This is a genomic window from Paraburkholderia sp. BR14374 (genome assembly GCF_040948685.1).
GTDB classification, from domain to species: domain Bacteria; phylum Pseudomonadota; class Gammaproteobacteria; order Burkholderiales; family Burkholderiaceae; genus Paraburkholderia; species Paraburkholderia youngii.
Map to the genome: position 1 here is coordinate 56,103 of NZ_JBFPKF010000018.1, position 21,122 is coordinate 77,224.

18 protein-coding genes, 1 tRNA gene and 1 pseudogene are annotated in these 21,122 nt (G+C 63.2%); 8 read left to right on the top strand and 12 right to left on the bottom strand.

What is annotated here, in order from left to right:
* Positions 1-126 precede the first annotated feature (126 nt).
* Together flhC and flhD are read right to left on the bottom strand one after the other, a co-directional pair.
* Positions 127-777, bottom strand: coding sequence for a flagellar transcriptional regulator FlhC (gene flhC, locus AB3X86_RS30105; protein ID WP_176109965.1), 651 nt, complete (start codon positions 775-777; stop codon positions 127-129).
* Positions 777-1,097, bottom strand: coding sequence for a flagellar transcriptional regulator FlhD (gene flhD / locus AB3X86_RS30110; protein WP_184226236.1), 321 nt, complete (start codon positions 1,095-1,097; stop codon positions 777-779). The genes flhC and flhD overlap by 1 nt, the downstream gene beginning before the upstream one ends.
* Positions 1,098-1,869: 772 nt before the next feature.
* Here flhD and AB3X86_RS30115 point away from each other — a divergent pair.
* Positions 1,870-2,934 (top strand): glycosyltransferase family 4 protein, encoded by a 1,065-nt coding sequence (locus AB3X86_RS30115; protein ID WP_176124460.1) that lies wholly within the window; start codon positions 1,870-1,872, stop codon positions 2,932-2,934.
* A 295-nt stretch (positions 2,935-3,229) separates the two neighbouring features.
* Here the strand turns inward: AB3X86_RS30115 and AB3X86_RS30120 are convergent, their stop codons facing one another.
* Entirely contained in the window at positions 3,230-3,532 is a 303-nt protein-coding gene (locus AB3X86_RS30120; RefSeq protein WP_013090908.1) for an H-NS family nucleoid-associated regulatory protein, read from the bottom strand.
* A 286-nt stretch (positions 3,533-3,818) separates the two neighbouring features.
* Between AB3X86_RS30120 and aqpZ the strand changes: the two genes are divergently transcribed.
* From aqpZ to AB3X86_RS30135, 3 genes are all read left to right on the top strand, one after another.
* A complete protein-coding gene (gene aqpZ, locus AB3X86_RS30125) occupies positions 3,819-4,559 on the top strand; it encodes an aquaporin Z (RefSeq protein WP_368598778.1) in 741 nt (246 codons plus the stop codon).
* Between the two features lie 173 nt (positions 4,560-4,732).
* A complete protein-coding gene (locus AB3X86_RS30130; RefSeq protein WP_368598779.1) occupies positions 4,733-5,500 on the top strand; it encodes a histidine phosphatase family protein in 768 nt (255 codons plus the stop codon).
* Between the two features lie 287 nt (positions 5,501-5,787).
* Complete coding sequence (locus tag AB3X86_RS30135; RefSeq protein WP_368598780.1) at positions 5,788-6,081, top strand: PXPV repeat protein; 294 nt, start codon at positions 5,788-5,790, stop codon at positions 6,079-6,081.
* A 99-nt stretch (positions 6,082-6,180) separates the two neighbouring features.
* On the opposite strand, the gene AB3X86_RS30140 is transcribed toward AB3X86_RS30135, so the two are convergent.
* Both AB3X86_RS30140 and AB3X86_RS30145 read right to left on the bottom strand, forming a co-directional pair.
* Positions 6,181-7,002: a Cof-type HAD-IIB family hydrolase gene (locus AB3X86_RS30140; RefSeq protein WP_176380044.1), complete on the bottom strand. Its 822-nt coding sequence runs from the start codon at positions 7,000-7,002 to the stop codon at positions 6,181-6,183.
* 47 nt (positions 7,003-7,049) lie between these two features.
* Positions 7,050-7,940 carry a BadF/BadG/BcrA/BcrD ATPase family protein gene (locus AB3X86_RS30145; protein ID WP_368598781.1) on the bottom strand — a complete coding sequence of 297 codons (891 nt, stop codon included), beginning with the start codon at positions 7,938-7,940 and terminating at the stop codon, positions 7,050-7,052.
* A 140-nt stretch (positions 7,941-8,080) separates the two neighbouring features.
* On the opposite strand from AB3X86_RS30145, the gene AB3X86_RS30150 reads away from it, so the two are divergent.
* Both AB3X86_RS30150 and AB3X86_RS30155 read left to right on the top strand, forming a co-directional pair.
* Complete coding sequence (locus AB3X86_RS30150) at positions 8,081-8,677, top strand: DNA-3-methyladenine glycosylase I (RefSeq protein WP_368598782.1); 597 nt, start codon at positions 8,081-8,083, stop codon at positions 8,675-8,677.
* 161 nt (positions 8,678-8,838) lie between these two features.
* Positions 8,839-9,262 (top strand): annotated as a pseudogene (locus AB3X86_RS30155) (hypothetical protein).
* A 101-nt stretch (positions 9,263-9,363) separates the two neighbouring features.
* Here the strand turns inward: AB3X86_RS30155 and rpsU are convergent.
* The 5 genes from rpsU to AB3X86_RS30180 all read right to left on the bottom strand — a co-directional run bounded on the left by rpsU (position 9,364) and on the right by AB3X86_RS30180 (position 14,635).
* On the bottom strand, positions 9,364-9,576 hold the full coding sequence (rpsU, locus tag AB3X86_RS30160; protein ID WP_006050883.1) for a 30S ribosomal protein S21: 213 nt from the start codon (positions 9,574-9,576) through the stop codon (positions 9,364-9,366).
* A 418-nt stretch (positions 9,577-9,994) separates the two neighbouring features.
* Positions 9,995-10,936, bottom strand: a complete 942-nt coding sequence (locus AB3X86_RS30165; protein WP_368598783.1) for an aldo/keto reductase — start codon at positions 10,934-10,936, stop codon at positions 9,995-9,997.
* A gap of 262 nt (positions 10,937-11,198) precedes the next feature.
* Positions 11,199-11,498: a flagellar protein FliT gene (fliT, locus tag AB3X86_RS30170; protein WP_368598784.1), complete on the bottom strand. Its 300-nt coding sequence runs from the start codon at positions 11,496-11,498 to the stop codon at positions 11,199-11,201.
* Positions 11,499-11,517: 19 nt separating this feature from the next.
* Positions 11,518-13,104: a flagellar filament capping protein FliD gene (gene fliD / locus AB3X86_RS30175; protein ID WP_368598785.1), complete on the bottom strand. Its 1,587-nt coding sequence runs from the start codon at positions 13,102-13,104 to the stop codon at positions 11,518-11,520.
* Positions 13,105-13,252: 148 nt separating this feature from the next.
* Positions 13,253-14,635, bottom strand: coding sequence for a flagellin (locus AB3X86_RS30180; RefSeq protein ID WP_176380038.1), 1,383 nt, complete (start codon positions 14,633-14,635; stop codon positions 13,253-13,255).
* A gap of 413 nt (positions 14,636-15,048) precedes the next feature.
* On the opposite strand from AB3X86_RS30180, the gene AB3X86_RS30185 reads away from it, so the two are divergent.
* On the top strand, positions 15,049-17,181 hold the full coding sequence (locus tag AB3X86_RS30185; RefSeq protein WP_368598786.1) for a tetratricopeptide repeat protein: 2,133 nt from the start codon (positions 15,049-15,051) through the stop codon (positions 17,179-17,181).
* Between the two features lie 232 nt (positions 17,182-17,413).
* Here the strand turns inward: AB3X86_RS30185 and AB3X86_RS30190 are convergent.
* Positions 17,414-17,489, bottom strand: a tRNA-Arg gene (locus AB3X86_RS30190).
* 306 nt (positions 17,490-17,795) lie between these two features.
* Here AB3X86_RS30190 and AB3X86_RS30195 point away from each other — a divergent pair.
* Entirely contained in the window at positions 17,796-18,695 is a 900-nt protein-coding gene (locus tag AB3X86_RS30195) for a cytochrome c5 family protein (protein ID WP_368598787.1), read from the top strand.
* Between the two features lie 118 nt (positions 18,696-18,813).
* Here AB3X86_RS30195 and AB3X86_RS30200 read toward each other — a convergent pair whose 3' ends face one another.
* Positions 18,814-20,898: a UvrD-helicase domain-containing protein gene (locus AB3X86_RS30200; protein ID WP_368598788.1), complete on the bottom strand. Its 2,085-nt coding sequence runs from the start codon at positions 20,896-20,898 to the stop codon at positions 18,814-18,816.
* Positions 20,899-21,122: the final 224 nt, after the last annotated feature.

Consider the following 21,122-nt stretch of genomic DNA (forward strand, 5'->3'; position numbering starts at 1 on the left):
TCACAAAAATGCGACGGTCACCGTCGTTAGTCAGGTTTACGGCACCGAGGCGGAAAACTTTGGGGAAAAAGACGGCGCTCGCGTCCGGTGTAAACCAGAGGCTTGCGCTGCCTCAACGTGTGCCGCTCAAACTTCGGCGGTGACGAGGATGTCGAGCGTGGGAGCGGTGCAGCGGACCTCGTGAGCCCGCGTGTCGGCCACTTGCGGCACCTCGGCCGGGATTCCGGCGACGGCGGTTTGCCGCTCGGCCCGCGTTTGTGCTGCCTTTTTCGTCTTGCCCGCGCGCGACGGCGGCTGACACAGCCCGCAAACGAACGCGTGCTGCGGATCGTGCGCGTGCGCGACGAAGTGGCCGCCGCATCGGCGACAGGCGCTAAGTTGCAGCATGCCCGAGTCGAAGAAGCGCACCAGCGTCCACGCGCGCGTGAGACTGAGCACCGGCTCGTCGTCGTGCAACTGCACGTGTTCCAGATATAGCCGGTAGCTCTTCACGATCGATTCGATCGCGCGGCAGCCGCCGTAGCCGGCCATGAAACGGTAGATGTTGTAGAACAGCGATGAATGAAAGTTCGGCTGCCAGGTCATGAACCAGTCGGTCGAAAACGGCAGCATGCCCTTGGGCGGCGACACCCCTTTCAGTTCCTTGTACAGCTTGATGAGCCGGTCGCGCGACAGGCTGGTTTCCGCCTCCAGCAATTGCAGACGCGCGCCCAGTTCGATCAGCTCGATCGCGAGGGTGATTTCCCGGGCTTCGAGTACGACGCTCTTGCTGGCCATCAGCCGAGCTGCTCGAGCGGCTGGCTCGCCATCAGGATCGCCGAATGAGCCTGCGCGATCGCGCTCGGCTTGTCCTTGTCCGCGAGGGCGGACAGCACCGCGTGATCGTCGAAGCGGAAGCGGCATAGCATCTGGTTGGACGCCGCGAGCTTGACGGTCTGCGCCAACGACAGATTGGCGAGCACGTCGGCCAGCTGGTCCGAAATACCCATGCGGAACATGCCCATCGGCTTGTCTTCGCGCAGCAGACGCTGGGCGAGCAGCAGATAGGACAGGTTGACTTCCCTGATCTCACTGAGCATGTGGCTAGTCGTGCTCATGATTCCCCCGTTCGTATGCCCGGCTGGTCAGGCCGATTTTTTTTGCGGAAACGTTTGCTCGAACGCGCGCGCTGAACCCGCGCGATTCGCCTCGTCTTTGGTCTTGCAAGCATTGTCTCGAAAGGGGGCACACCCGAAAATCGGAGAGACACCCCACCTGGATGACGGATTAATCCGTCATTTGTGTAGGAATTATTCCTACAACGCAGGGTGCGCCGAAGCCGAGATTGGGGCGGATTGAGGCGCTGGGCGGGGCTGATGATGCGCGCTGGGAGTTTTTACGGTTGCGGCGTGTACCGGTCGGTGAGTTTTCAGAACTTCACCGCCGCACCGTGAAACGGTGAGAAAGAATTATAAGACGTTTTCACCCGCCTGCCATCAGGCTCGGTCAGCCGCTTTTCCCCTTCATTTGCCCCCGGGTCCGCCGCTTGCTACGGTCCATTTCGCGTGTTTGCCCGTTCGATTGAGCCGGCGCAATGCGTTTGCCGATTATCAAGCTGTAACGGTCCATGTTTCGCGCTGTAACAACATTAAGCGTTTGAAAAATAACTCGAATTACCGCGGTCGATCCCGATAATGGAGGCTAAGGGATTACCCGACACCTATTTCGGACCACCCTTCGGGCGGGGAGAAACCGCGCCCAAGCGCCCGTTAGGCCAACGTACCTCGAGCGATCCCGCCGTCGTGCGAAGCCCCGGTGAGTGTCAAAAATCTGCATGGGATTCGGGTCAGCGCCCCTCGCGCTAACTCCGATCGATACAGGAGAAAACGCATGCGAATCGCACAAATCGCGCCGCTCTACGAAGCTGTCCCACCGAAACTCTATGGCGGCACCGAACGTGTCGTGTCGTATCTGACCGAGGCGCTCGTCGACCTCGGCCATGACGTCACGCTGTTCGCGAGCGGCGACTCGGTCACGTCCGCCAATCTGGAGGCGTGCTGGCCGCGCGCGCTGCGCCTCGATCCGACGATTCGCGATGCATTGGCGCCGCACGTGCTGATGATGGAAAAGGTCCGCAAGGTCGCGCACGAGTTCGACGTGCTCCACTTCCATCTCGACTACATGCCGTTCCCGCTCTTCACGACGATGGACACTCCGTTCGTGACCACGCTGCACGGGCGCCTGGACCTGCCGGAATTGCAGCCGGTGTTCGACGCGTTCTCGCATGTGCCGGTCGTGTCGATTTCGGATTCGCAGCGTCTGCCGCTGCAGCAGGCCAACTGGCTCAGCACGGTCTATCACGGTCTGCCGGACCAGCTGCTGACGCCGCAGCCGCACAAGAAGCCCGAATACCTCGCGTTCCTCGGCCGCATCTGCCCGGAAAAACGCGTCGATACAGCCATCAAGATCGCCGCGCAAAGCGGTCTGCCGCTGAAGATCGCCGCCAAGGTGGACAAGGTCGACATGGAGTACTTCAAGCGCGAGATCGAGCCGCTGCTGTCGATGGCGCATGTGGAGTTCGTCGGTGAAATCAACGAGGCGCAGAAACCCGAGTTTCTGTCGGGCGCGAAGGCGCTGCTGTTCCCGATCGACTGGTCCGAGCCGTTCGGCCTCGTGATGATCGAGTCGATGGCCTGCGGCACGCCGGTTATCGCATTCAACCGCGGCTCGGTGCCCGAAGTGATCGACCACGGCGTGACCGGCTATATCGTCGAGGACGTGCAAGGCGCGGTAGCGGCTCTGCAGCGTCTGGACGAGCTGTCGCGCACCGAAATCCGCGCCCAGTTCGAACGCCGCTTCAGTTCGAAAACGATGGCGCAGAACTATGTCGACGGCTATTCGGCCTTGATTGAAACGTCGCGGCGCCCGGTATTGCGCCAGGTCGCGGTCGGCTAAGCGCGCTCGAAAACGGCCGGCGCTTTTACGGCCGGCCGTTTTCGGTCCGCTTTGAAGCGGCGCTGTGAACCTTCGCTGATAACGCCCAATAGCGGACGAATCCGGCATCGGTATCGTTTGCGGGACCGGAAAACGAAGTCATTCTCGCCGCCGGACGCGAAAAAAAGCCGCCCTGTATGGGCGGCTTTTTTAATACTGCGGTGGTGGCGCTTCCACCGCGGATTAGCGCGCGGCGATTAAGCCAAAACGGCAAAAACCCTTCAGACCGCTTGCACCGCGTCACCTCGGGCGGACATCAGGCCGAGCCAATCAGAAAGCGCTCGCGATTCTTGCCGACGATCCATTTGGGCGGCTTGCCGCGCCCGCTCCACGTATTGCCCGACTTCGGGTCCTGATATTTCGCCGGCAGCGGCGTCTTCTTGGGCGGGCGGCCGCGCTTGGCGGCGACCGCGAAACCAAGATCCTGCGCGGTCAGACCGTATTCGGCGATCTTTTGGCGGATGTCGGCAACGACATTGTCGATTTCCGTGCGTCGCGCTTCTTCTGCCTGTGCCTGCAATTTGGCTATCTGCGCCTTGAGGTCTGCGTATTGAGACATTCGGTTCTCCCCTTTCTAGAACTCATTCGACCGCAGACTAGCTGCAATTATAGAAATTCGCAATGGCCACTAATACCGGTTTAGCGAATTTTCCTCTGATAATTATTAAAGCGTGTGAATTGTAAAACACGCGCTTTATCTCGTAATAGTTTATAAATTCTGTCCAGATTGACAATCCTTGACACCTGATTTGGCGCTGCCTACCTAGAATTGCGCGCTCAACGTACGTACTCGCCCTTTTCGATGCGTGCTTCTGAAGTGCCAATTCTTTTTAGGATCACCAAACATGCAGTTGTCAAAGCGCCTCGTTGCCGAACTGTTCGGCACCTTCTGGCTCGTGCTCGGAGGCTGCGGCAGCGCGGTCCTCGCCGCTAACTTCGCCGGGCCCGTTCATGGTCTGGGCATCGGTTTCGTCGGCGTGTCGCTGGCCTTCGGCCTAACCGTGCTGACGATGGCTTTTGCGATCGGCCACATTTCGGGCTGTCACTTGAATCCCGCGGTGAGCGTCGGCCTGACCGTCGCCGGCCGGTTTCCGGTGCGCGATCTGCTGCCCTATATCGCCGCGCAGGTAGTCGGCGCGGTGTTGGGTGCATTCGTGCTGTCGCTGATCGCGTCGGGCAAGCCGGGCTTCGATCTGGTCGCGAGCGGCTTCGCGACGAACGGTTACGGCGAGCAATCGCCGGGGCACTACGCGCTCGCCGCCGCCTTCGTTTGCGAAGTGGTGATGACGGGCTTCTTCCTGTTCGTGATCCTCGGCTCGACCGATCGCCGCGCGCCGGCCGGCTTGGCGCCCATCGCGATCGGCCTGTGCCTGACGCTGATCCACCTGATCTCGATTCCGGTCACCAACACGTCGGTCAATCCGGCGCGTTCGACGGGCCCGGCGCTATTCGTCGGCGGCGCGGCGATCGATCAGCTGTGGCTGTTCTGGGCTGCGCCGATCATCGGTGCGGTGATCGCGGGAGTCGTCTATCCGCTGATCGCCGAGGATCGCTGCAACGATGCGAGCAAGCTGGCGCTCGACTGACGGCCGGTTCGACGTGTCGGTAGCGTGATGGTCGCGTAGTCCGCATGAATGGGCGCCCCGGCGCCCATTATTCATTGCGAGCGCCAATGCGATATGAATTCCGCGACGGCCGCGTGCCGGAGAGCACCGCTGCTAGAATCGGGCGACTTCCCAGTCTCGCACAGGTGCTTTCGATGACCCGTTTCCGCGGATTCCTGCAAGGCGTCGCCCTGTCGCTCGGCGGCTTGTGCGCGAGCACGTTGACGTCGCCGGCCGCGTACGCGGCGACGAGCACGGCGACTGTCGTCGCAGCGGCCGCTCCCGCCACGGCTGCGGCGGGCGGCAATATCGAAACCCTCGTATTCGTTCGCCATGGCGAGAAGCCCGCGCAAGGCTATGGCCAGCTAGACTGCCAGGGGCTCAACCGTGCGCTCGCGTTGCCAGCCGTGATCGCCGCCAAATTCGGCAAACCCGATGCGATCTACGCGCCCGACCCCGGCCAGCAAAAAGACGACGGCGGTCATCCGTACTATTACGTGCGCCCGCTCGCGACGATCGAGCCGACCGCGATTCAATTCCAGATGCCGGTGCAAACGCCGTACGGCTTTGCGCAGATCGACCAGCTCGGCAACGCGCTCGTCGACCCGGCCAATCGCGGCAAGCTGATTGTGATTGCGTGGGAGCACAAGCTGATCGAGAAGCTGTTGCGGCAGATGTTGAACGCGCATGGCGGTCGCGCGGCCGACGTGCCGAAATGGCAAAGCGACGACTTCGACAGCATTTACATCGTCCGACTCGACTGGCAGAACGGCACGCCGCGCGCGAGCTTTAAGCACGATCGCGAAGGGCTCGATGGGCGGGCGACCGATTGCCCTTGTGCGGCGTTGCCCGCAGAGCCGGCGTCTTCGGCAGGGACGGCCTCTTCCGCCAGTTCGAACGCTTCGGCGCCTGCGGCGGATTAATAGGGTAATACAGATGTAAGCCGCGATTACGTGTGCTGGTGCATCAAGCGGCAAGCGTGGGCGACGAGCCGCCTGCTTGCTTGAATTGGCCGGCCGCAAAGCCCCGTGGGGCGCGGCCGCCAACGAAGTGAGGTGTCTGCGCGCAACGTCCGCGCGATCTTTATGCCTGCCTTCGCTGACTTCGACGATGCTTGCAGTCCGTAACATCTGGTCGCAGTCCGCCCCGGCTCGAGTGCGTACATTGGTCCTGTGCGACAAACCTACGTCGCCTCACAGGAGAGACCAACATGAAACGCATCGTCACTCACTTGCTGGTTGCTGCCGGACTCGCGGCGGGCGCATGCGGTGTCGCGCAGGCGCATACGGATCTGAGCGTCGGCCTATCGCTCGGCGCTCCGGTTTATGCCGCGCCCGCGCGCGTCTACGCCGCGCCGGAGCCGGTGTATTACGGCGGCTGGGATCATCGCTATCCGCGCGGCAACTACTACCGCGACTATCACCGCGATGACCGCGGCTGGGGTCACGACGATCGTCGCTGGGGCCATGACTATCGCGGTGAGCACCGCGGCTGGCGGGATTGACGGGCGTAAGCGGAGTGCATCACGCTCCGCGAGCAACTTCTGCGGCCCGCATCCACGCGAGTGTGGATGCGGGCGGCCTTCAATTTGAGTGATTGCGGTTCAGGACGCCAGTTCGTCGTTGAGAGCAAACAGTTTGCGCAGATGATGCGCAACGCCGGCCTCGAAATTGTTGCCAATGCGCGGCACATGCGGCAGACGCGTGATCAAATCGGGATTGGCGTTGTTCATCATGAATGGATGGCCGGCCGTCTCGAGCAGATCGATATCGTTCATGTTGTCGCCGAACGCGACGCACTGCGACGCGTCGATAGCGAGTCGCTCGAGCACGATCTGCAGCGCGCGCCCCTTCGACACATTCGCGGTCATCACTTCGAGACAATCCGGCAACGAATACGTCACGTATAGCCGCTCGCCGAATTCGCGTTCCAGATTGGCGGCAACCTGCGCGAGATCGGCGGGATCGCCGATATACAGCGCCTTCGCAATGTCGACGCCATCGTGCTTCGGCAGGTCGGTCACTTCGTACGTGAAGCCAGAGTCCTGGTGAAATTCCAGCAGATGGGGCGCGTCGCGATCGATCAGCCACGCCTCGTCTGCAAACAGACTGACGATCACTCGGCCATGCGCGCCGACAATTTCTGGCTGCACGAGACGCTGGACGATCGCGGGCTGCAGATCGTCGGCGTGGATCACCGTGTTGTCAGGCGCGTGAACCCGCGCGCCGTTCGACGTGATCAGGTATGGATTGATGCCGAGCAGATCGCGGATGCCCGCGACGTCGCAGTAATGCCGCCCCGTGGCGATCACGAACTGCAGCCCGTCGCTTTCGAGCTTGCGCACCGTGGCGACCGTGAACGGGTCTACCTGGTGATCGGCGTTGAGCAGTGTGCCGTCGAGATCCGTGGCGATGACTTTATACATGGTGAGTCCGGCGGCTGAACCGTCGAGGCAGCGTCAAAGCGGATATTTTACAGGTCTCGTCCGGCCAGCCGCTGCGCCTCGCGCCGCGCCAGCTGCAAGCCGCCATGCGCCGAATCCGCCCGCGGCTCGCGCAGGCGCGCCTGATACGCCTGGGGCACGTACTCGCGCAGCGGCGCGCCGAGGCCTCCGCATAGTGCGACCGGCAGCGCGCCCGTCGCGTCCAGCGCGGCGATCATCTTGCCGATTTCGACGCCGGCCTCGCCGAGCAGGCGTGCCGCGAACGGATGTGCGCGGTGTTCGATCGCGATCGGCGCGAGCCGCGCGTAGGCAGTCTGATTCGCCGCGCACAGCCATACGACCAGGCTGTCGCGATCCTGAGTGCCGGTATGCGCGAGCAACGCATGCGCGAGATCGTCGACGGGCGCACGGCCGTCTAGCGCCTGTTGTGCGTGCACGATGAGCCGGAGGCCGAGCCACGCGCCGCTCGCCTCGTCGCCTGACGGAAAGCCGTAGCCGCTGGCCATGCGGAACTCGCCGTCGCTCGCAAGCGAGGCCGCGACGCTGCCGGTGCCGAGTGCGACGATCACGCCGGGCACGCCTTCGTGCGCGCCGAGCAAGGTCGTGTAGGCGTCGGATTCGACGGCCAGTCCGGCCAGTCGCGGCGCCTGCTCGCGAAACTCGGCGAGCCAGTCGCGATTGTTGACGCCCGCAAGTCCGCAACCGAGCACGCAGCGCGACCAGTCCAGCGCGACTCCGGCTCGCTCGAACGCTTCGCCGCAGGCGGCCTGAATGGACTGCCATGCGCGCGGGATGCCGAGCCCGAGGCCCGATGGGCCGCTTGCCGCCTGCGCCAGTTCGCGGCCCTGCGCATCGCCGAGCACGACGCGCGTGCCGGTGCCGCCGCCGTCGACGCCGATCAGAAAGAAGTCGTGGTTCATCGAATCGAATCAGTTCCGTGGGTGAATAACGCTTAGGGTGGCAGGTCAGTTTGAATCGCGCAATTAGCCGATTGGCCAGCTTGCGGCGTACACCGCTTCCGCTATGCTGGCGATCGATACGACCACGCGGGAGCGCGACAGTGACACAACGATGCAACTGGGTATCGAGCGAAGCGCTCGCACAGTACCACGACACCGAGTGGGGGGTACCCTCGCGCGACGACCAGCACCTGTTCGAGATGCTAGTGCTCGAAGGCGCGCAGGCCGGTTTGTCATGGTCGACGATACTCAACAAGCGCGCCGGCTACCGCCGTGCTTTCGCCGACTTCGACATCGGCAAGGTCGCGGCATTTACGCCGAAGCAGGTGGATGCGCTCGTCGCCGATGAGAGCATCGTGCGGCATCGCGGCAAAATCGAGGCGGCGATCCAGAACGCGCGCGCAGTGCAGCAGATTCAGGCCGAACACGGCTCGCTCGCGAACTTCGTGTGGTCATTCGTCGACGACACGCCGATTCAGAACGAATGGGCTTCGTATAAGCATGCGCCTGCGTCGACGGAAGTTTCGGACGCGCTAAGCAAGGCGCTCAAGCGTTACGGCTGCAAATTCGTCGGGTCGACGATCTGCTACGCATTCATGCAGGCGGTTGGCATGGTCAACGATCATGAGACGACCTGCATGTGCCGAGAGCGATGCGCGTCGCTGCGCAATAAGGGGCGTCGTCGTAAGGCGGGGTGAGGGCGGGGCGTCCGTCTGACGCGCAAACTCGCGAATTGGCGCCCTTTCATGCTCGTAGTCGGTCCTTCGCCGAACGGCGCACGGTGGATACTCGTCGCCATGCGCTCACCGATGCGCGTTCAACAACAAATAACTACCGCCTCGGACGCGGGAGACCGACCATGAAAACTCTTAGCTTCCTGACCCATCAGGATATTTACGATCAGTCTGTCACGCATCTGTTCGAACAGAAACGCGCTGCGTTGCTGCCGAGGGGCGGCGGCGCTTACCGCGGCTATTGTGGCGGCTGCCCGGTCGGCAACCTGATAGCCGCGCGACTATGTGACCGCGATGGAAGGCGTGCCCGTGCGCTTCATCGGCAAACCACCGACAGAAGTGCCCGCTTACATGGATGTCGGCGTGGCCGCGCTGAAAAAAGCGCTGCTGCGCGCCCGCATCAACGTGTATGACCCGGTGACCATCGCTCTGCTCAGTTGCCTGCAAAACGTGCACGACGTGTTCGGCACATGGGAGTGGCACGACCGGCTGGGCTCGATTGCGCGCGAATTCGGACTGTCGGCCGAGCTGCTGAGGAACGCGGCGTAACGGCTGCTCGGTGGCGCACAAATTCGACGCCGCAAAAGCAAAACGGCGGTGCGGCTTCTTTCGAAGCTCACACCGCCGTTCGGCGTACGTAAAAAGCGTGCTTAGTGCAGCTTCTTCGGCAGCATCTGGCTGCGCAGACGCTTGTGCAGGCGCTTAACAGCCGCTGCCTTCTTGCGCTTGCGAGCCGTGGTCGGCTTTTCGTACGACTGGCGCTCACGCAGTTCGGCGATCAGGCCGTTCTTTTCGATTGCGCGACGAAAGCGGCGAATTGCCACTTCGAACGGCTCGTTTTCCTTCAGAAGAATCGTCGTCATGTAATTCCTAACTCAATCACTAGATACGGGTTTAATTGCTTGGCAGTAACCGCTCAGGTCACCACTTACGCACCGGCACTCCGGTCGCTTCGATTCATGGCCAGTAACAGGCAAACGCGAGGCTCATCAACAACCCCGGCCAAACCACGAATGAAGCGAGAGGCAAAGCGGCCACGGAGGCCGGAAAAGAGAGGTGGGGAGTTCACCGCGGAACGCGGACAGACGTAATGCAAAAGCCGCGTCTGTTGCCGTTTCGCCAACCTTTCATCAATGAAGAACACTGACGAAACAGGCAAAGATCTCAATTCACTCCCGATGATATCAGGAAACTCTCCATCCTACCAGGGGTTTACCGATTGCGCCAGGCTTTTCCCTGGCGCGGATGGCGTCTGGATCGGCCACCGAGGCGGTCGCCCTATCAGGCGCTCGCTTCGTCCAGTTCACGAATATCGTCGGCGGTGAGGGACAGGTGGACGGCTGCGACCAGACTCTTCAGCTGCTCGACCGAGGTCGCGCTCGCAATGGGGGCCGTAACGCTCGGCCGCGCGATCAGCCATGCAAGCGCGATCGCGGCCGGCGTGCCGCCGTGCCGTTGCGCGACGCGGTCGAGCGCGCCGAGAATCCGCAAGCCGCGCCCGTTCAGGTATTTTTCGACCCGGCTCCCGCGCACCTTGCCGGCCAGATCGGCCTCGCTGCGGTATTTGCCCGACAGGAACCCGCTCGCGAGGCTGTAGTAAACCACCACGCCGAGATGATTCGCCAGCGCCACCGGTTCGTTGTCGCTCTCGTATTGCGCGCGGTCGTACAAGTTGTACTCGGGTTGCAGCAACTGATACTCGGGCAGCCCGTTCTCGCGCGACACCGCAAGCGCTTTCTCGACGCGCGCGCCACTATAGTTAGACGCGCCGATCACGCGCACCTTGCCCGCCTCGATCAACTTCTGATACACACCGAGCGTTTCAGCGAGGGGCGTCGCGAAGTCGTCGTCGTGGGAGAAATAGACGTCGATGTAATCGGTTTGCAGGCGGCGGAGCGATTCTTCGACCGCCGCCTGGATATTTGCCGCTGACAGCCCCTTGCGTTGCGGATGCTTCGACACCTTGGTCGCGAGCACGATCCGCTCGCGTTTGCCGCTCTGCCGGAACCACTTGCCGAGGATCGTCTCCGACTCACCGCCCTGGTTGCCGGGCACCCAGGCCGAGTAGACATCGGCGGTGTCGATGAAATTGAGTCCGGCTTCGACGAACGCATCGAGGATCGAGAAGGAGGTGGCTTCATCGGCCGTCCAGCCGAATACGTTGCCGCCGAACATCAGCGGGGCGACCTGCAATGAGGAAGTGCCGATCCTGCGTAGTTCCATGATGGCTCCGGATTAGGGTGGGCGGAATGGCGTGAGCGAACTGTTCGGGGCGACGCCGGGACCGTTCAGCATACGCCGCCTTGCACTACGTTGCAGCCGGGCACGACGCTACGGGGCACATATCGCACCTGAACGCGGTCGACAAGTGATTGTGGAAACTGTCCACTCCCAGGGCAATGAAACGGAAAAGAAAAAACCCGCACAAGGCGGGCCAAGGTACGCGCTTGCGTCGCGAAGGACGCAATGAATCGTTGTTCCGTCTTCAGTACCGGGCCATGCTCAGATACTGCCCGGCGTTGCGGCTCGCTTGCATGCTCGCCTGATACTCGGCGCCCAGCGCCTGCTGCGCGGCCTGCGCGGCCTCGACGATGCGGCCGTCGATCTCGTGGATCGCCTGGAGCCGCGCCATGACTTCTTGCGGCTGGGGCGCGCCGAGCGCCATCAAGAGCGGCGAGCGCTCGTCCGCGAGTTGCGCGGCCCGCTCCCACTCGCCGACAGCGACCGCCAGTTCGAGCTCTTTTGTCATCTGCCAGATGCGCTCGATCGTTGCAACGTTCTGCATGACTCGCTCCTCGTTGCGCTCACTTCTTGTTCGTGGCGAGCGCGCCTGCGCTGTTGGCGCCACCGAACAGTTGCGTGAGGTATTGCGAGTTGTTGCTCATCGTCGACATGAGCGTGTTGAGCGCCGTGAATTGCGCGGTGTACATGCTAGTGAGCTGGGCCTGCCACGCCGTGAGCGTCGTCTTCTGATTCGAGAGGCTCGTCAGCTCGCTGTTGATCGCATCCGTGCGGTTCTGGATGATGCCGCCGGACGAGGTGTAGGTCGTGATGCTGTCGTCCAGTTGCGCGGCTATGCCGTTCGTCGGGTTGAACAGCGAGGCTACGACCGACTGGTTGTTCTGGAGCGCATTGCTGAGCGTCGTGTTGTCGACCGAGAGGGTGCCGTCCGCCTGGAGCGTGATGCCGATCGCGGCGAGCGTCGTCTTCGAGGTGCCGCTGCCCACGCCGCTGCCCACGACCTTGGCGAGCTGATTCTGGATCATGTTCACCGTAGAATCGCCGATCAGCACGCCCTGCGACGTCGAGTTCGCGTTGTACGCCGTCAGCGATCCCATCGTCGTGACGAGCGTGTTGTAGAGGCTGACGAAATTGTTGATCGCCGAGGACTCTGCGCTGGTGTTCTGCGCGATCGTGAGCGTCTGCGTGGTGCCGACCGCCGCTGCCGTGAGGTTCAGCGTTACGCCGGACACGGCCGCCGTCACGGTGTTCGAGGAGCTGGTTACGCCGACACCGCCGAGCGTAAAGTACGCATCCTGGGCGGCCTGCGTCTGGGTCCAGCCTGTGCCGGTAATGGTCGACTGGCTTGGGTTGATTGCTTTGCCGCTGCTATCGGTACCCGTGAGGTCGCTCGCACTGGAGATCGACTTGCCGGCGGTAGTCGTCACCGCGAGCTGGTTCAGGGCATCGGCGTTGCCGCTCGCATCCTTATTCGAATCGTTGACAGTGATGCTGATGCCGCTCGACGCGCCGGTCGAGGCCGATTGCAGCACGAGGTGCGCGCCGTCCGCGCCCGTCACCACGGTCGCCACCACGCCGGGATTGTCATTTGCGGAATTGATCGCCGATGCAATGCCGGCGATCGAGCTGTTCGAGCTATTCAGGGAAATCGTGCTGCTCTTGCCGTTGACCGACAGGGTCATCGTGGCCGCGCCGGAAGCCAGGTTCGTGGACGAACCGTAGCCCGCCGAGGTGAGTACTTGCGACGTGGCGACCTGCGCCACATTGAGCGAGTACGAACCCGCCACCGCGCCGGTGCTGGCGGTTGCAGTCACACCGCTGCCGCTCAGGGTGGTGGAGAACGAGTTGAGCGTCGCGCCGTCGCTGAGCGGCCCGGCGGCTGCCTGCAACGCGGACAGTGCCGCGGATAGCGTGCCGTATGCCGAGATCAGCGTGTTGTCCGCGGTCTGCTCGGCAGCGATGGTCGCGGCCTGGCCGGCGGTCTTGGCGTTGACGAGCGCGCTGACGAGCGAATTTGTGTCCATCGACGAATTGGTCGAGCCGCTAATGATCGACTGGGCGGCTGCCTGCACCGTGGCGTTGGCGCTTGCGGTCGTGGTGGCGACTGCACTTGCGATCGCGCTGGTGGTGGATCCGGTTACGGTGGACATGAGAAGGCTCCGTGCGTCGGCAATGCCGGTTAAAGCGATTTAACAAGCGGGGTAACGCGGGAAAAGACAATCGGGAGGCAAGCCTCCCGACGGGTTTGCGTCCGACGCGCATCGAGCCGCGCGCCGGATGCCTGCAGCGGGAAGCGCCTTACTGGAGGAGCTTCAGGATCTGCTGCGGTTGCGAGTTAGCCTGTGCCAGCACCGAGATACCAGCCTGTTGCAGGACCTGGGCCTTGCTGAGGTTCGCCGTTTCCGCTGCGAAGTTGGCGTCCTGGATCGACGCCTGGGCGCTCGACAGGTCGGTCGACTGAGCTTGCTGCGTCGTGCCGATTGCGCTGAAGCGGTTTTGTGCCGCGCCGAGCGTTGCTTGCAGGTTGTTGACAGCGCTCAGCGCGTTGTCGATGGTCAGCATTGCTGCCGAAGCGCCGTCCTTGGTCGAGATGTCGATCTGCGAAACCGTGTTCGACTGGCTCAGCTTGTCGATGGTCTTGCCCACTGCGGCTGTAACCTTGTCCGCCGCCACGACATTCGGGTCAGCCGTGACGCCAACGTCCGTGACCGCTTCAATGTCGGTCACCATCTGCGCACCGGTTTCGCCAGTCATCGCGGTATTGCCGTTGGCGTCCGTAGCAGGAGCAGTAGTTGCGGTCTTGAAGACGGCTTTAGCAGCAGTGACATTCAAGGCCTGGCCATTTTGGTCCGTGAGGGTGAAGCCGCCCTTACCGTCGGCAATCACGTTGATCTGCGTGATAGTAGCGTTGGCGTTGGCAGCAACCTTGACCGTATCCGAAGGCTGGCCCGCTGCAGCCGGGGTCGTGCCCGTCGTAGTTGCCTTGTAGTAGGAAATCGTGGATGCGTCGGTGATAGCGTTGCCGTTTTGGTCCGTGTACGAGACCGCGTTCTTGGAGGTATCCCACGAAGCCGTGATCGACGTGATGCCAGGAGCCGGCGCAGCTTTGCCCGTGTTATCCAGCGAGACCGAGAACGAGCCGAGCGTGTTGCCCGCTGCCGGAACGCCGCCGCCAATCGAAGCAGCGGACATCGACTGCGAGAGATTCATCGAGATCGACTGACCGACGTTTGCGCCGACCTGGAACGACACATTGCCCAACGTGCCGTCGAGGACTTTCATGCCGTTGTACGTCGTTTGCGACGCGATACGGTTGATTTCCGAGACTTGCTGGTTCACTTCTTGTTGAAGTGCAGCACGGTCGTTGTCGGTCATCGAACCGTTAGCTGCTTGCGTAGCAAGCTGGCGGATACGCTGGAGCGAAGAAGTCAGCGACGACAGACCCGACGATGCGGTTTGCACCATCGACGTACCATCGTTCGAGTTCGACACACCCTGATTCAGACCGTTGATCTGGGTCTGCATGATGTTCGAGATCGCGAGACCTGCTGCGTCGTCCGCTGCGCTGTTGATGCGCTTGCCCGACGACAGGCGCGTAATCGCCTGCGACAGTGCGCTACCCGAGCCGGTCAGGTTTTGTTGCGCGACGAGCGAGTTGATGTTGGTGTTGATTCCAAGCATTGACATTCTCCTGATGTGGCCATTGGCCCAGTAACGGCAGCGGTTCGTTGGCCGGCCGCCTTGTTTGTGATTACGACCCCACCTGGAAAAACTTTAGCCACTTGTTGATATGCCGCTCCCGCCGTTCCCGCGCCAGCGCGTCGCGGGGACACGTTATTAGAGATCGGGGGAACGTAGGGCTTCGTACTTCGGGTTGTGCCGTTTGAGGCTCGCGGGCGTCGATGACCTCCTTCGCGTCGCAGTGCTGATGCGTCGCGGATCGCGCCTGATGCCCCCCGGCCTTACGACGTCGAAAGATAAAGCACGTGCTGCGCGTCATCGCTCGAATTGAGCCGCGCTCCCCGCTCAATTCCGGCCGCCACCGCGCGAGCTCATGCCTTAAGCTGCCAATCCACCACCCCTGCACGACCACCGTGACCGCTACGAGCCCACTTGCCCCCACGCGCCAGCACGTTCTGAGCGAAGCCACCGCCCTCAGCGCGACCGGGCACTTCGCCGACGCCTTGGCGCTGCTTGCACCTCTCGTCGGCACGGAGGCCACTCCCGAGGACGCGGAGCACGCCGATGCACTCAACCTCGCGGCCATGTGCGCGACGGGTGCCGGCCAGCCCGCGCAGGCGCAAGCTTTATGGTTGCGCTGCATTCGAGCGAAGCCGGATTTCGCCGACGCGTATCTGGGCCTCGGAGCGATGCTCGCGACCCTCAACCAGCTTGCCGAAGCGGAAGCGGTCTACGCGCAGCTCGCCGCGATACGGCCCGATGACCCCGACGTCCACAGCAATCACGGCATCGTGCTGCACCGTCTCGGACGGCACGACGCGGCCGAGACCGCGTACCGCGTCGCGCTTGCACTTCGCCCGGAACACGTCGATGCGAATTACAGCTTCGGCATCGTCCTTCAGGAACAGCGCCGCCTCGACGAGGCGGAGGTGGCCTATCGCACCGCGCTCGCCGCGAATCCTCAATTTGCGAAGGCGAACAACAACCTCGGCAATATTTTGTGCGAACGCGGCCGGATCGAAGAGGCTGAAGAAGCGTATCGGCAGGCACTGCTCGCGCAGCCGCAATACCCTGAGGCACTGAACAACCTGGGGGCCCTTTACAGGGCGCGCGGCCGGCTCCGCGAAGCCGAGCTGGCCTGCCGCCTCGCGCTTCAGATCCGTCCGGCCTACGCGGACGCATTCAACAATCTCGGCTGCGTGCTCACCGAACTCAAGCGCCTACCTGAGGCGGAAAACGCCTACCGGCAGACGCTCGCGTTGCGCCCCGCCTTCGCCGAGGCGCACTACAACCTCGGTTGCGTGCTGCTCGCACAGGACAAACTGGCCGATGCCGAATCCGCGTATCGCGAGGCGCTTCGGCTCGCGCCGAACCGTGTCGAAGCGGCCAATAACCTGGGCTGTACGCTGCTGGCGCAAGCGCGCTTGCCCGAGGCCCTCGCGGCGTTTCGCCACGCACTCACATTGCGCGCCGACATCGCCGAAACGCACTTCAACATCGGCAGCATCGTGAAAGAACTCGGCGATCTGGAGCAAGCAGAAGCCGCCTATCGCCACGCCCTCGCGCTGCGCCCCGACTACGGCGACGCGAAGTTCCGTCTCGCCACGCTGCTGATCAGTATGGGCCGCTTCGAGGAAGGCTTTCTGCTCTACGAATGCCGCTACGACATGCCTGGGTTCGCGCATCACGCCTCGCAGTCGATGCTGCGGTGCCCGCGCTGGCGAGGCGAGCCGCTCGCCGGCAAGTCACTCCTCGTGTGGCAGGAAGATGGACTCGGCGACATGCTGCAATTCGGGCGCTATCTGCGCCTCTTGAAGGCTCAGGGCGCCGCGCACGTCGCGTTTGCCTGTATGGCACAGCTACAACGCCTGTTCGTCGATGTCGATGGAGTCGACGCCGTGCTCAGTCATGACGAAGCCTCGGCGCGTGCCGGCGATTTCGATTGCTGGACCAGCGTGCTCAGCGCACCGCTGTATCTGGGCACGACGCTCGACACGATTCCGCCTCCCTTGCGCTTAACACTCGCCCGGTCGCGCGTCGCGCATTGGCGCGCGCGCCTTGCCGCGTTGGGCGCGGGACATCGAGTGGGTCTCGTCTGGAAGGGCAACCCGAAACACCACAACGACGTGCACCGTTCGCTACCGTTGCTCAACACCTTGGCGCCGCTTTGGAGCCTGCCGGGCGTAAAGTTCGTGAGCCTGCAAAAAGGTGCGGGGGAAGACGAAGCGCTGTCATTTCCGGCGAGCCTCCCGATCCTGCCTCTCGGGGCGGATCTCGAAGACTTCACCGACACGGCTGCGGTCATCTCGCAACTCGATCTGCTGATCTGCGTGGACACGTCGACAGCACATCTGGCAGCCTCGCTCGGCAAACCATGCTGGGTGTTGTTGCCGGAACGGGACGTGGACTGGCGCTGGATGCACGGCCGCGACGACTCGCCGTGGTATCCCGATACGGTTCGGCTGTTCAGGCGAGGGCTGGATGAACCGTGGCCCGCAGTCGCGGAACGCGTACGACAGGCCTGCGCTGCGTGGTTCGGCGCGTGATATCAACGCCGCGCTTGCGCTGAAGTGAGCTTCCGGTTTGGCGCAGAATGTTTTCTTGTCGTCAGCGTTGCTGGTGGGATGATCCCGGCAATTCATGCCGAAAGCACGCCATGTTGGCGCGCAAGACGTTGGTTCTGACGCCACGAGAAAAAACAAAAGGCCCCGGGCTTTCGCCAAAGGGCCTTGTTTTATTCGGGTTCTTCGTTCTGCGAACCCGGCTCATACCTAATCCTGGCGCGCCCGGCTGGGATCGAACCAGCAACCCCTGCCTTCGGAGGGCAGTACTCTATCCATTGAGCTACGGGCGCATCACTACAAACTGCGGGGAATTAACACGAAAGCGCGCCAACCACAACGGACGCGACGCCAACGCGAAAGACTGCAAGGATACCCGGTTTCGGCCGAACCGTCCACCGGACGGCCTCCGACGCCGCTCCAAGGTCTTCCCCGCGCCCCGCCGCCGTCCGCATCGATCCGGGTAAACGCCTGCTGAACACCATCCAGGCCCCCTCGCCGCCGCCGAAACCTTGCGTCTATAATCGTCCGTGGCTGATAAAGAACAAGAAGTTGCCGTCGCGCTGTACCGCTCACATACCCACGGAGACGAGACAAGCATGAGCGAAGCACCACACGGAGCCCCAATCAAAACCCCAGCACAGCTCGTCGCCGCGGTCATCGCCGGGTTTGCTGTGCCAATCATCATCATCGTTCTGCTTGCCGTCTACGTCGATAATTCGACGCGCACCGGCGCCGGCACCGACTCCCTCGCCGAAGCCGAAGTCACCGCCCGCATCCATCCGCTCGCCCATGTCGAGGTCCGCGACGCCAACGCACCGCGCGTCTACAAGAGCGGCGAGGAAGTCTACAAGGCGGTCTGCTCGGCCTGTCACGCGTCGGGTGCGGCAGGCGCGCCGAAATTCACCAACACCGCCGACTGGGCGCCCCGCATCGCGCAAGGCTTCGACACGCTGTGGCACACCGCGCTGTCCGGCAAGGGCGCGATGCCGCCGCGCGGCGGCACGAGCCCCGACGACTACAGCGACTTCGAGATCGCGCGCGCGGTCGTGTATATGGCGAACAATTCGGGCGCGAGCTTCCCCGAACCGGCACAGCCTGCGGCGGGCGCGGCCGCGGCATCGGGTGCCGCTGCGGCATCCGGTGCGGCAGCCGGATCGGACGCGGGCGCAGCCCAGGCCGCCGCGGCGATGGCCGCCATGGCCAGCGTGCCGCAGACTCCCGCCCCGGCAGCAGGCGGCGCGCAAAGCGCGGACGCTTCGCAGGCCGGCAAGGCGCTGTATCAGTCGGTATGTCAGGCCTGTCACGCGGCCGGCGTGCTGAACGCGCCGAAGTTCGGCGACAAGGAAGCATGGGCGCCGCGTCTGAAGGATTCGATGGACACGGTCTACAACTACGCGCTGCACGGCAAGGGCGCGATGCCGCCAAAGGGCGGCTCGAATGCATCGGATGCGGACGTGAAGGCCGCGGTCGACTATATGGTCAGCGCTGTGAAGTAAAACGGGCGGGATCAGCCGCTAAACGAAAAATCCCTGCAAGCGCTAACGCGATGCAGGGATTTTTTTTATGCGCAACGACAAGCAACCGCACCGGGCCGGCACTTGAAGCCTCACCCGCTCACGCCTTCTGCAACAGCGCCTTCAGACTCGCGAGCCGATCCTTCGGCGACATCGGCGCCTCTTCCGGCGTCGGCGGCGGCGCATCGTCGAGCAGCATCTCGTTGATGAAGCGCGACGGTTCGCAGACGATCGTCTCCCGCGCCCGCTTACGCTTCTTGCACCAGTTCAGGTGCAGGCTGCGCTGCGCGCGCGTGATCGCGACGTACATCAGCCGGCGCTCCTCCTCGATGCGGGCGTCGTCGATCGGCTCGTCGTCCGCGCCGCCGCGATGCGGCATGATGCCTTCCTCGACACCGACCAGAAACACGTGCGGATACTCGAGCCCCTTCGACGCATGCACGGTCGACAGCCGCACCGCATCCGGATCTTCCTCACGGCCTTCGAGCATCGACATCAGCGCGACCGTCTGGATCAGGCCGAGCAGGTTCTTGCCGGTGTCGCCGAGGCCGTCGGCGGTGTCGTAGCCGGTCGCCTCGCTGCCGCCCGCCGGCTCCTCCTTCGTGCCCTTGCGCTTCAACCACTCGACGAATTCGAGCACGTTCTGCCACTTCGCCTGCGCCTGGCGTTCGTCGAACGCGTCGTACAGATACGCTTCGTAGTGGATCGCTTCCATCAGCTCGTCGAGCAGCGTGCCCGCCGCGTCCTTCTCCGCACGGTCGGTCAGGCGCTGCATGAAGTCGCAGAACGCGCGCATCGGCTCGATCTGACGCGGCGACAGCCGCGCCTCGATGCCGCCCATGTAGACCGCCTCGAACAGCGACACCTTCGCCTGGCCCGCGAACGCGCCGAGCGCCTCCAGCGTCGTGTTGCCGACGCCGCGACGCGGTGTCGTGATCGCACGAATGAACGCGGGGTCGTCGTTCGCATTGGCGATCAGACGCAGGTACGCGCAGATGTCCTTGATCTCGGCCTTGTCGAAGAACGACTGGCCGCCCGACAGCACGTACGGAATCCGTTCACGGCGCAGCACCTGCTCGAAGATGCGCGCCTGGAAGTTGCCGCGATAGAGGATCGCGTAGTCGCGGAAATTCGCGCGCCGCTCGAACTTGTGCGCGGACAGCCGAAACACGACCGACTCCGCCTCGTGCTCCTCGTCGTTGCAGCCCGTCACCGTGATCGTGTCGCCCATGCCGTGCTCGGACCACAGCTTTTTCTCGAACAGCTTCGGGTTGTTCGCGATCACGTTGTTCGCGGCGGTCAGGATGCGCACCGTCGAGCGGTAATTCTGTTCGAGCTTGATCAGGTGCAGATTCGGAAAATCTTTGCCGAGCTGGCCGAGGTTCTCGAGGGTCGCGCCGCGCCAGCCGTAGATCGCCTGGTCGTCGTCGCCGACCGCCGTGAATGCCGCGCGCTTTCCGGCCAGCAGCTTCACCAGTTCGTACTGGCACGCATTGGTGTCCTGATATTCGTCGATCAGCAGATAGCGCAGCTTGTTCTGCCAGCGATCGCGCACCTGCTCGTTGCTCGCGAACAGCTCGGCGGGCAGGCGGATCAGATCGTCGAAATCGACCGCCTGGTACGCATGCAGCGTCGCCACGTAGTTGCGATAGACGATCGCCGCCTGATGCTCGTCCTCGGTCGAGGCGGTCGCGATCGCCTGCTCGGGCATGATCAGGCCGTTCTTCCACAGCGAGATGATCGACTGGATCTTGCGGATGAAGCCCTTGTCCGTCGAGCCGACCTGTTCCTGGATCATGCCGAAGCAGTCGTCGGAATCCATGATCGAGAATTGCGGCTTCAGGCCGACGTGTTCCGCCTCCTGCCGCAGGATCTGCACGCCGAGCGAATGGAAGGTACACACCGTCAGCTGGTTCACGGGCACCTTGCGGCCTTCCTTGCCCGGCGCGGTCAGCGTCTTGCCTTCGAGCAGCTTGCCGACGCGCTCGCGCATTTCCGCCGCGGCCTTGTTCGTGAACGTCACGGCGGCGATGTGGCGTGGCTCGAAGCCCTTCGCTTCGATCAGGTGAGCGATTTTCTGCGTGATCACGCGCGTCTTGCCGCTGCCGGCGCCGGCGAGTACGAGACAGGGACCGTCGAGATAACGGACCGCTTCACTTTGAGCGGGGTTCAGGCCTGCGGACATCGTTTGTGGATGGGTAAGACGGTTGAGGGCCGCTGAGGTCGGACCGGCGGGAGGCGCCGGCCGAAGGCCCGGGACATGCTGCGCGGCTCGATGCGCGCGAGAGGTGCGATGTTAACATGGACAAGCGCGATGGACTGCGCGATGGGGGTCATGCTCAGCCCCCGGTCCAGCCCACAAATGCCACAATGATGAGATTGCGCGCCGCCGCCGCGGTGGCAAGGCGG

Bases quoted from the DNA above. Each gene is read 5' to 3' on its own strand.
- AB3X86_RS30180 (WP_176380038.1), bottom strand. From the start codon at position 14,635: ATGCTTGGAATCAACACCAACATCAACTCGCTCGTCGCGCAACAAAAC.
- AB3X86_RS30130 (WP_368598779.1), top strand. From the start codon at position 4,733: ATGACCCGTTTCCGCGGATTCCTGCAAGGCGTCGCCCTGTCGCTCGGC.
- flhC (WP_176109965.1), bottom strand. From the start codon at position 777: ATGGCCAGCAAGAGCGTCGTACTCGAAGCCCGGGAAATCACCCTCGCG.
- fliD (WP_368598785.1), bottom strand. From the start codon at position 13,104: ATGTCCACCGTAACCGGATCCACCACCAGCGCGATCGCAAGTGCAGTC.
- AB3X86_RS30145 (WP_368598781.1), bottom strand. From the start codon at position 7,940: ATGAACCACGACTTCTTTCTGATCGGCGTCGACGGCGGCGGCACCGGC.
- AB3X86_RS30165 (WP_368598783.1), bottom strand. From the start codon at position 10,936: ATGGAACTACGCAGGATCGGCACTTCCTCATTGCAGGTCGCCCCGCTG.
- rpsU (WP_006050883.1), bottom strand. From the start codon at position 9,576: ATGACGACGATTCTTCTGAAGGAAAACGAGCCGTTCGAAGTGGCAATT.
- AB3X86_RS30195 (WP_368598787.1), top strand. From the start codon at position 17,796: ATGAGCGAAGCACCACACGGAGCCCCAATCAAAACCCCAGCACAGCTC.
- AB3X86_RS30115 (WP_176124460.1), top strand. From the start codon at position 1,870: ATGCGAATCGCACAAATCGCGCCGCTCTACGAAGCTGTCCCACCGAAA.
- AB3X86_RS30200 (WP_368598788.1), bottom strand. From the start codon at position 20,898: ATGTCCGCAGGCCTGAACCCCGCTCAAAGTGAAGCGGTCCGTTATCTC.
- AB3X86_RS30135 (WP_368598780.1), top strand. From the start codon at position 5,788: ATGAAACGCATCGTCACTCACTTGCTGGTTGCTGCCGGACTCGCGGCG.
- fliT (WP_368598784.1), bottom strand. From the start codon at position 11,498: ATGCAGAACGTTGCAACGATCGAGCGCATCTGGCAGATGACAAAAGAG.
- AB3X86_RS30120 (WP_013090908.1), bottom strand. From the start codon at position 3,532: ATGTCTCAATACGCAGACCTCAAGGCGCAGATAGCCAAATTGCAGGCA.
- aqpZ (WP_368598778.1), top strand. From the start codon at position 3,819: ATGCAGTTGTCAAAGCGCCTCGTTGCCGAACTGTTCGGCACCTTCTGG.
- AB3X86_RS30140 (WP_176380044.1), bottom strand. From the start codon at position 7,002: ATGTATAAAGTCATCGCCACGGATCTCGACGGCACACTGCTCAACGCC.
- flhD (WP_184226236.1), bottom strand. From the start codon at position 1,097: ATGAGCACGACTAGCCACATGCTCAGTGAGATCAGGGAAGTCAACCTG.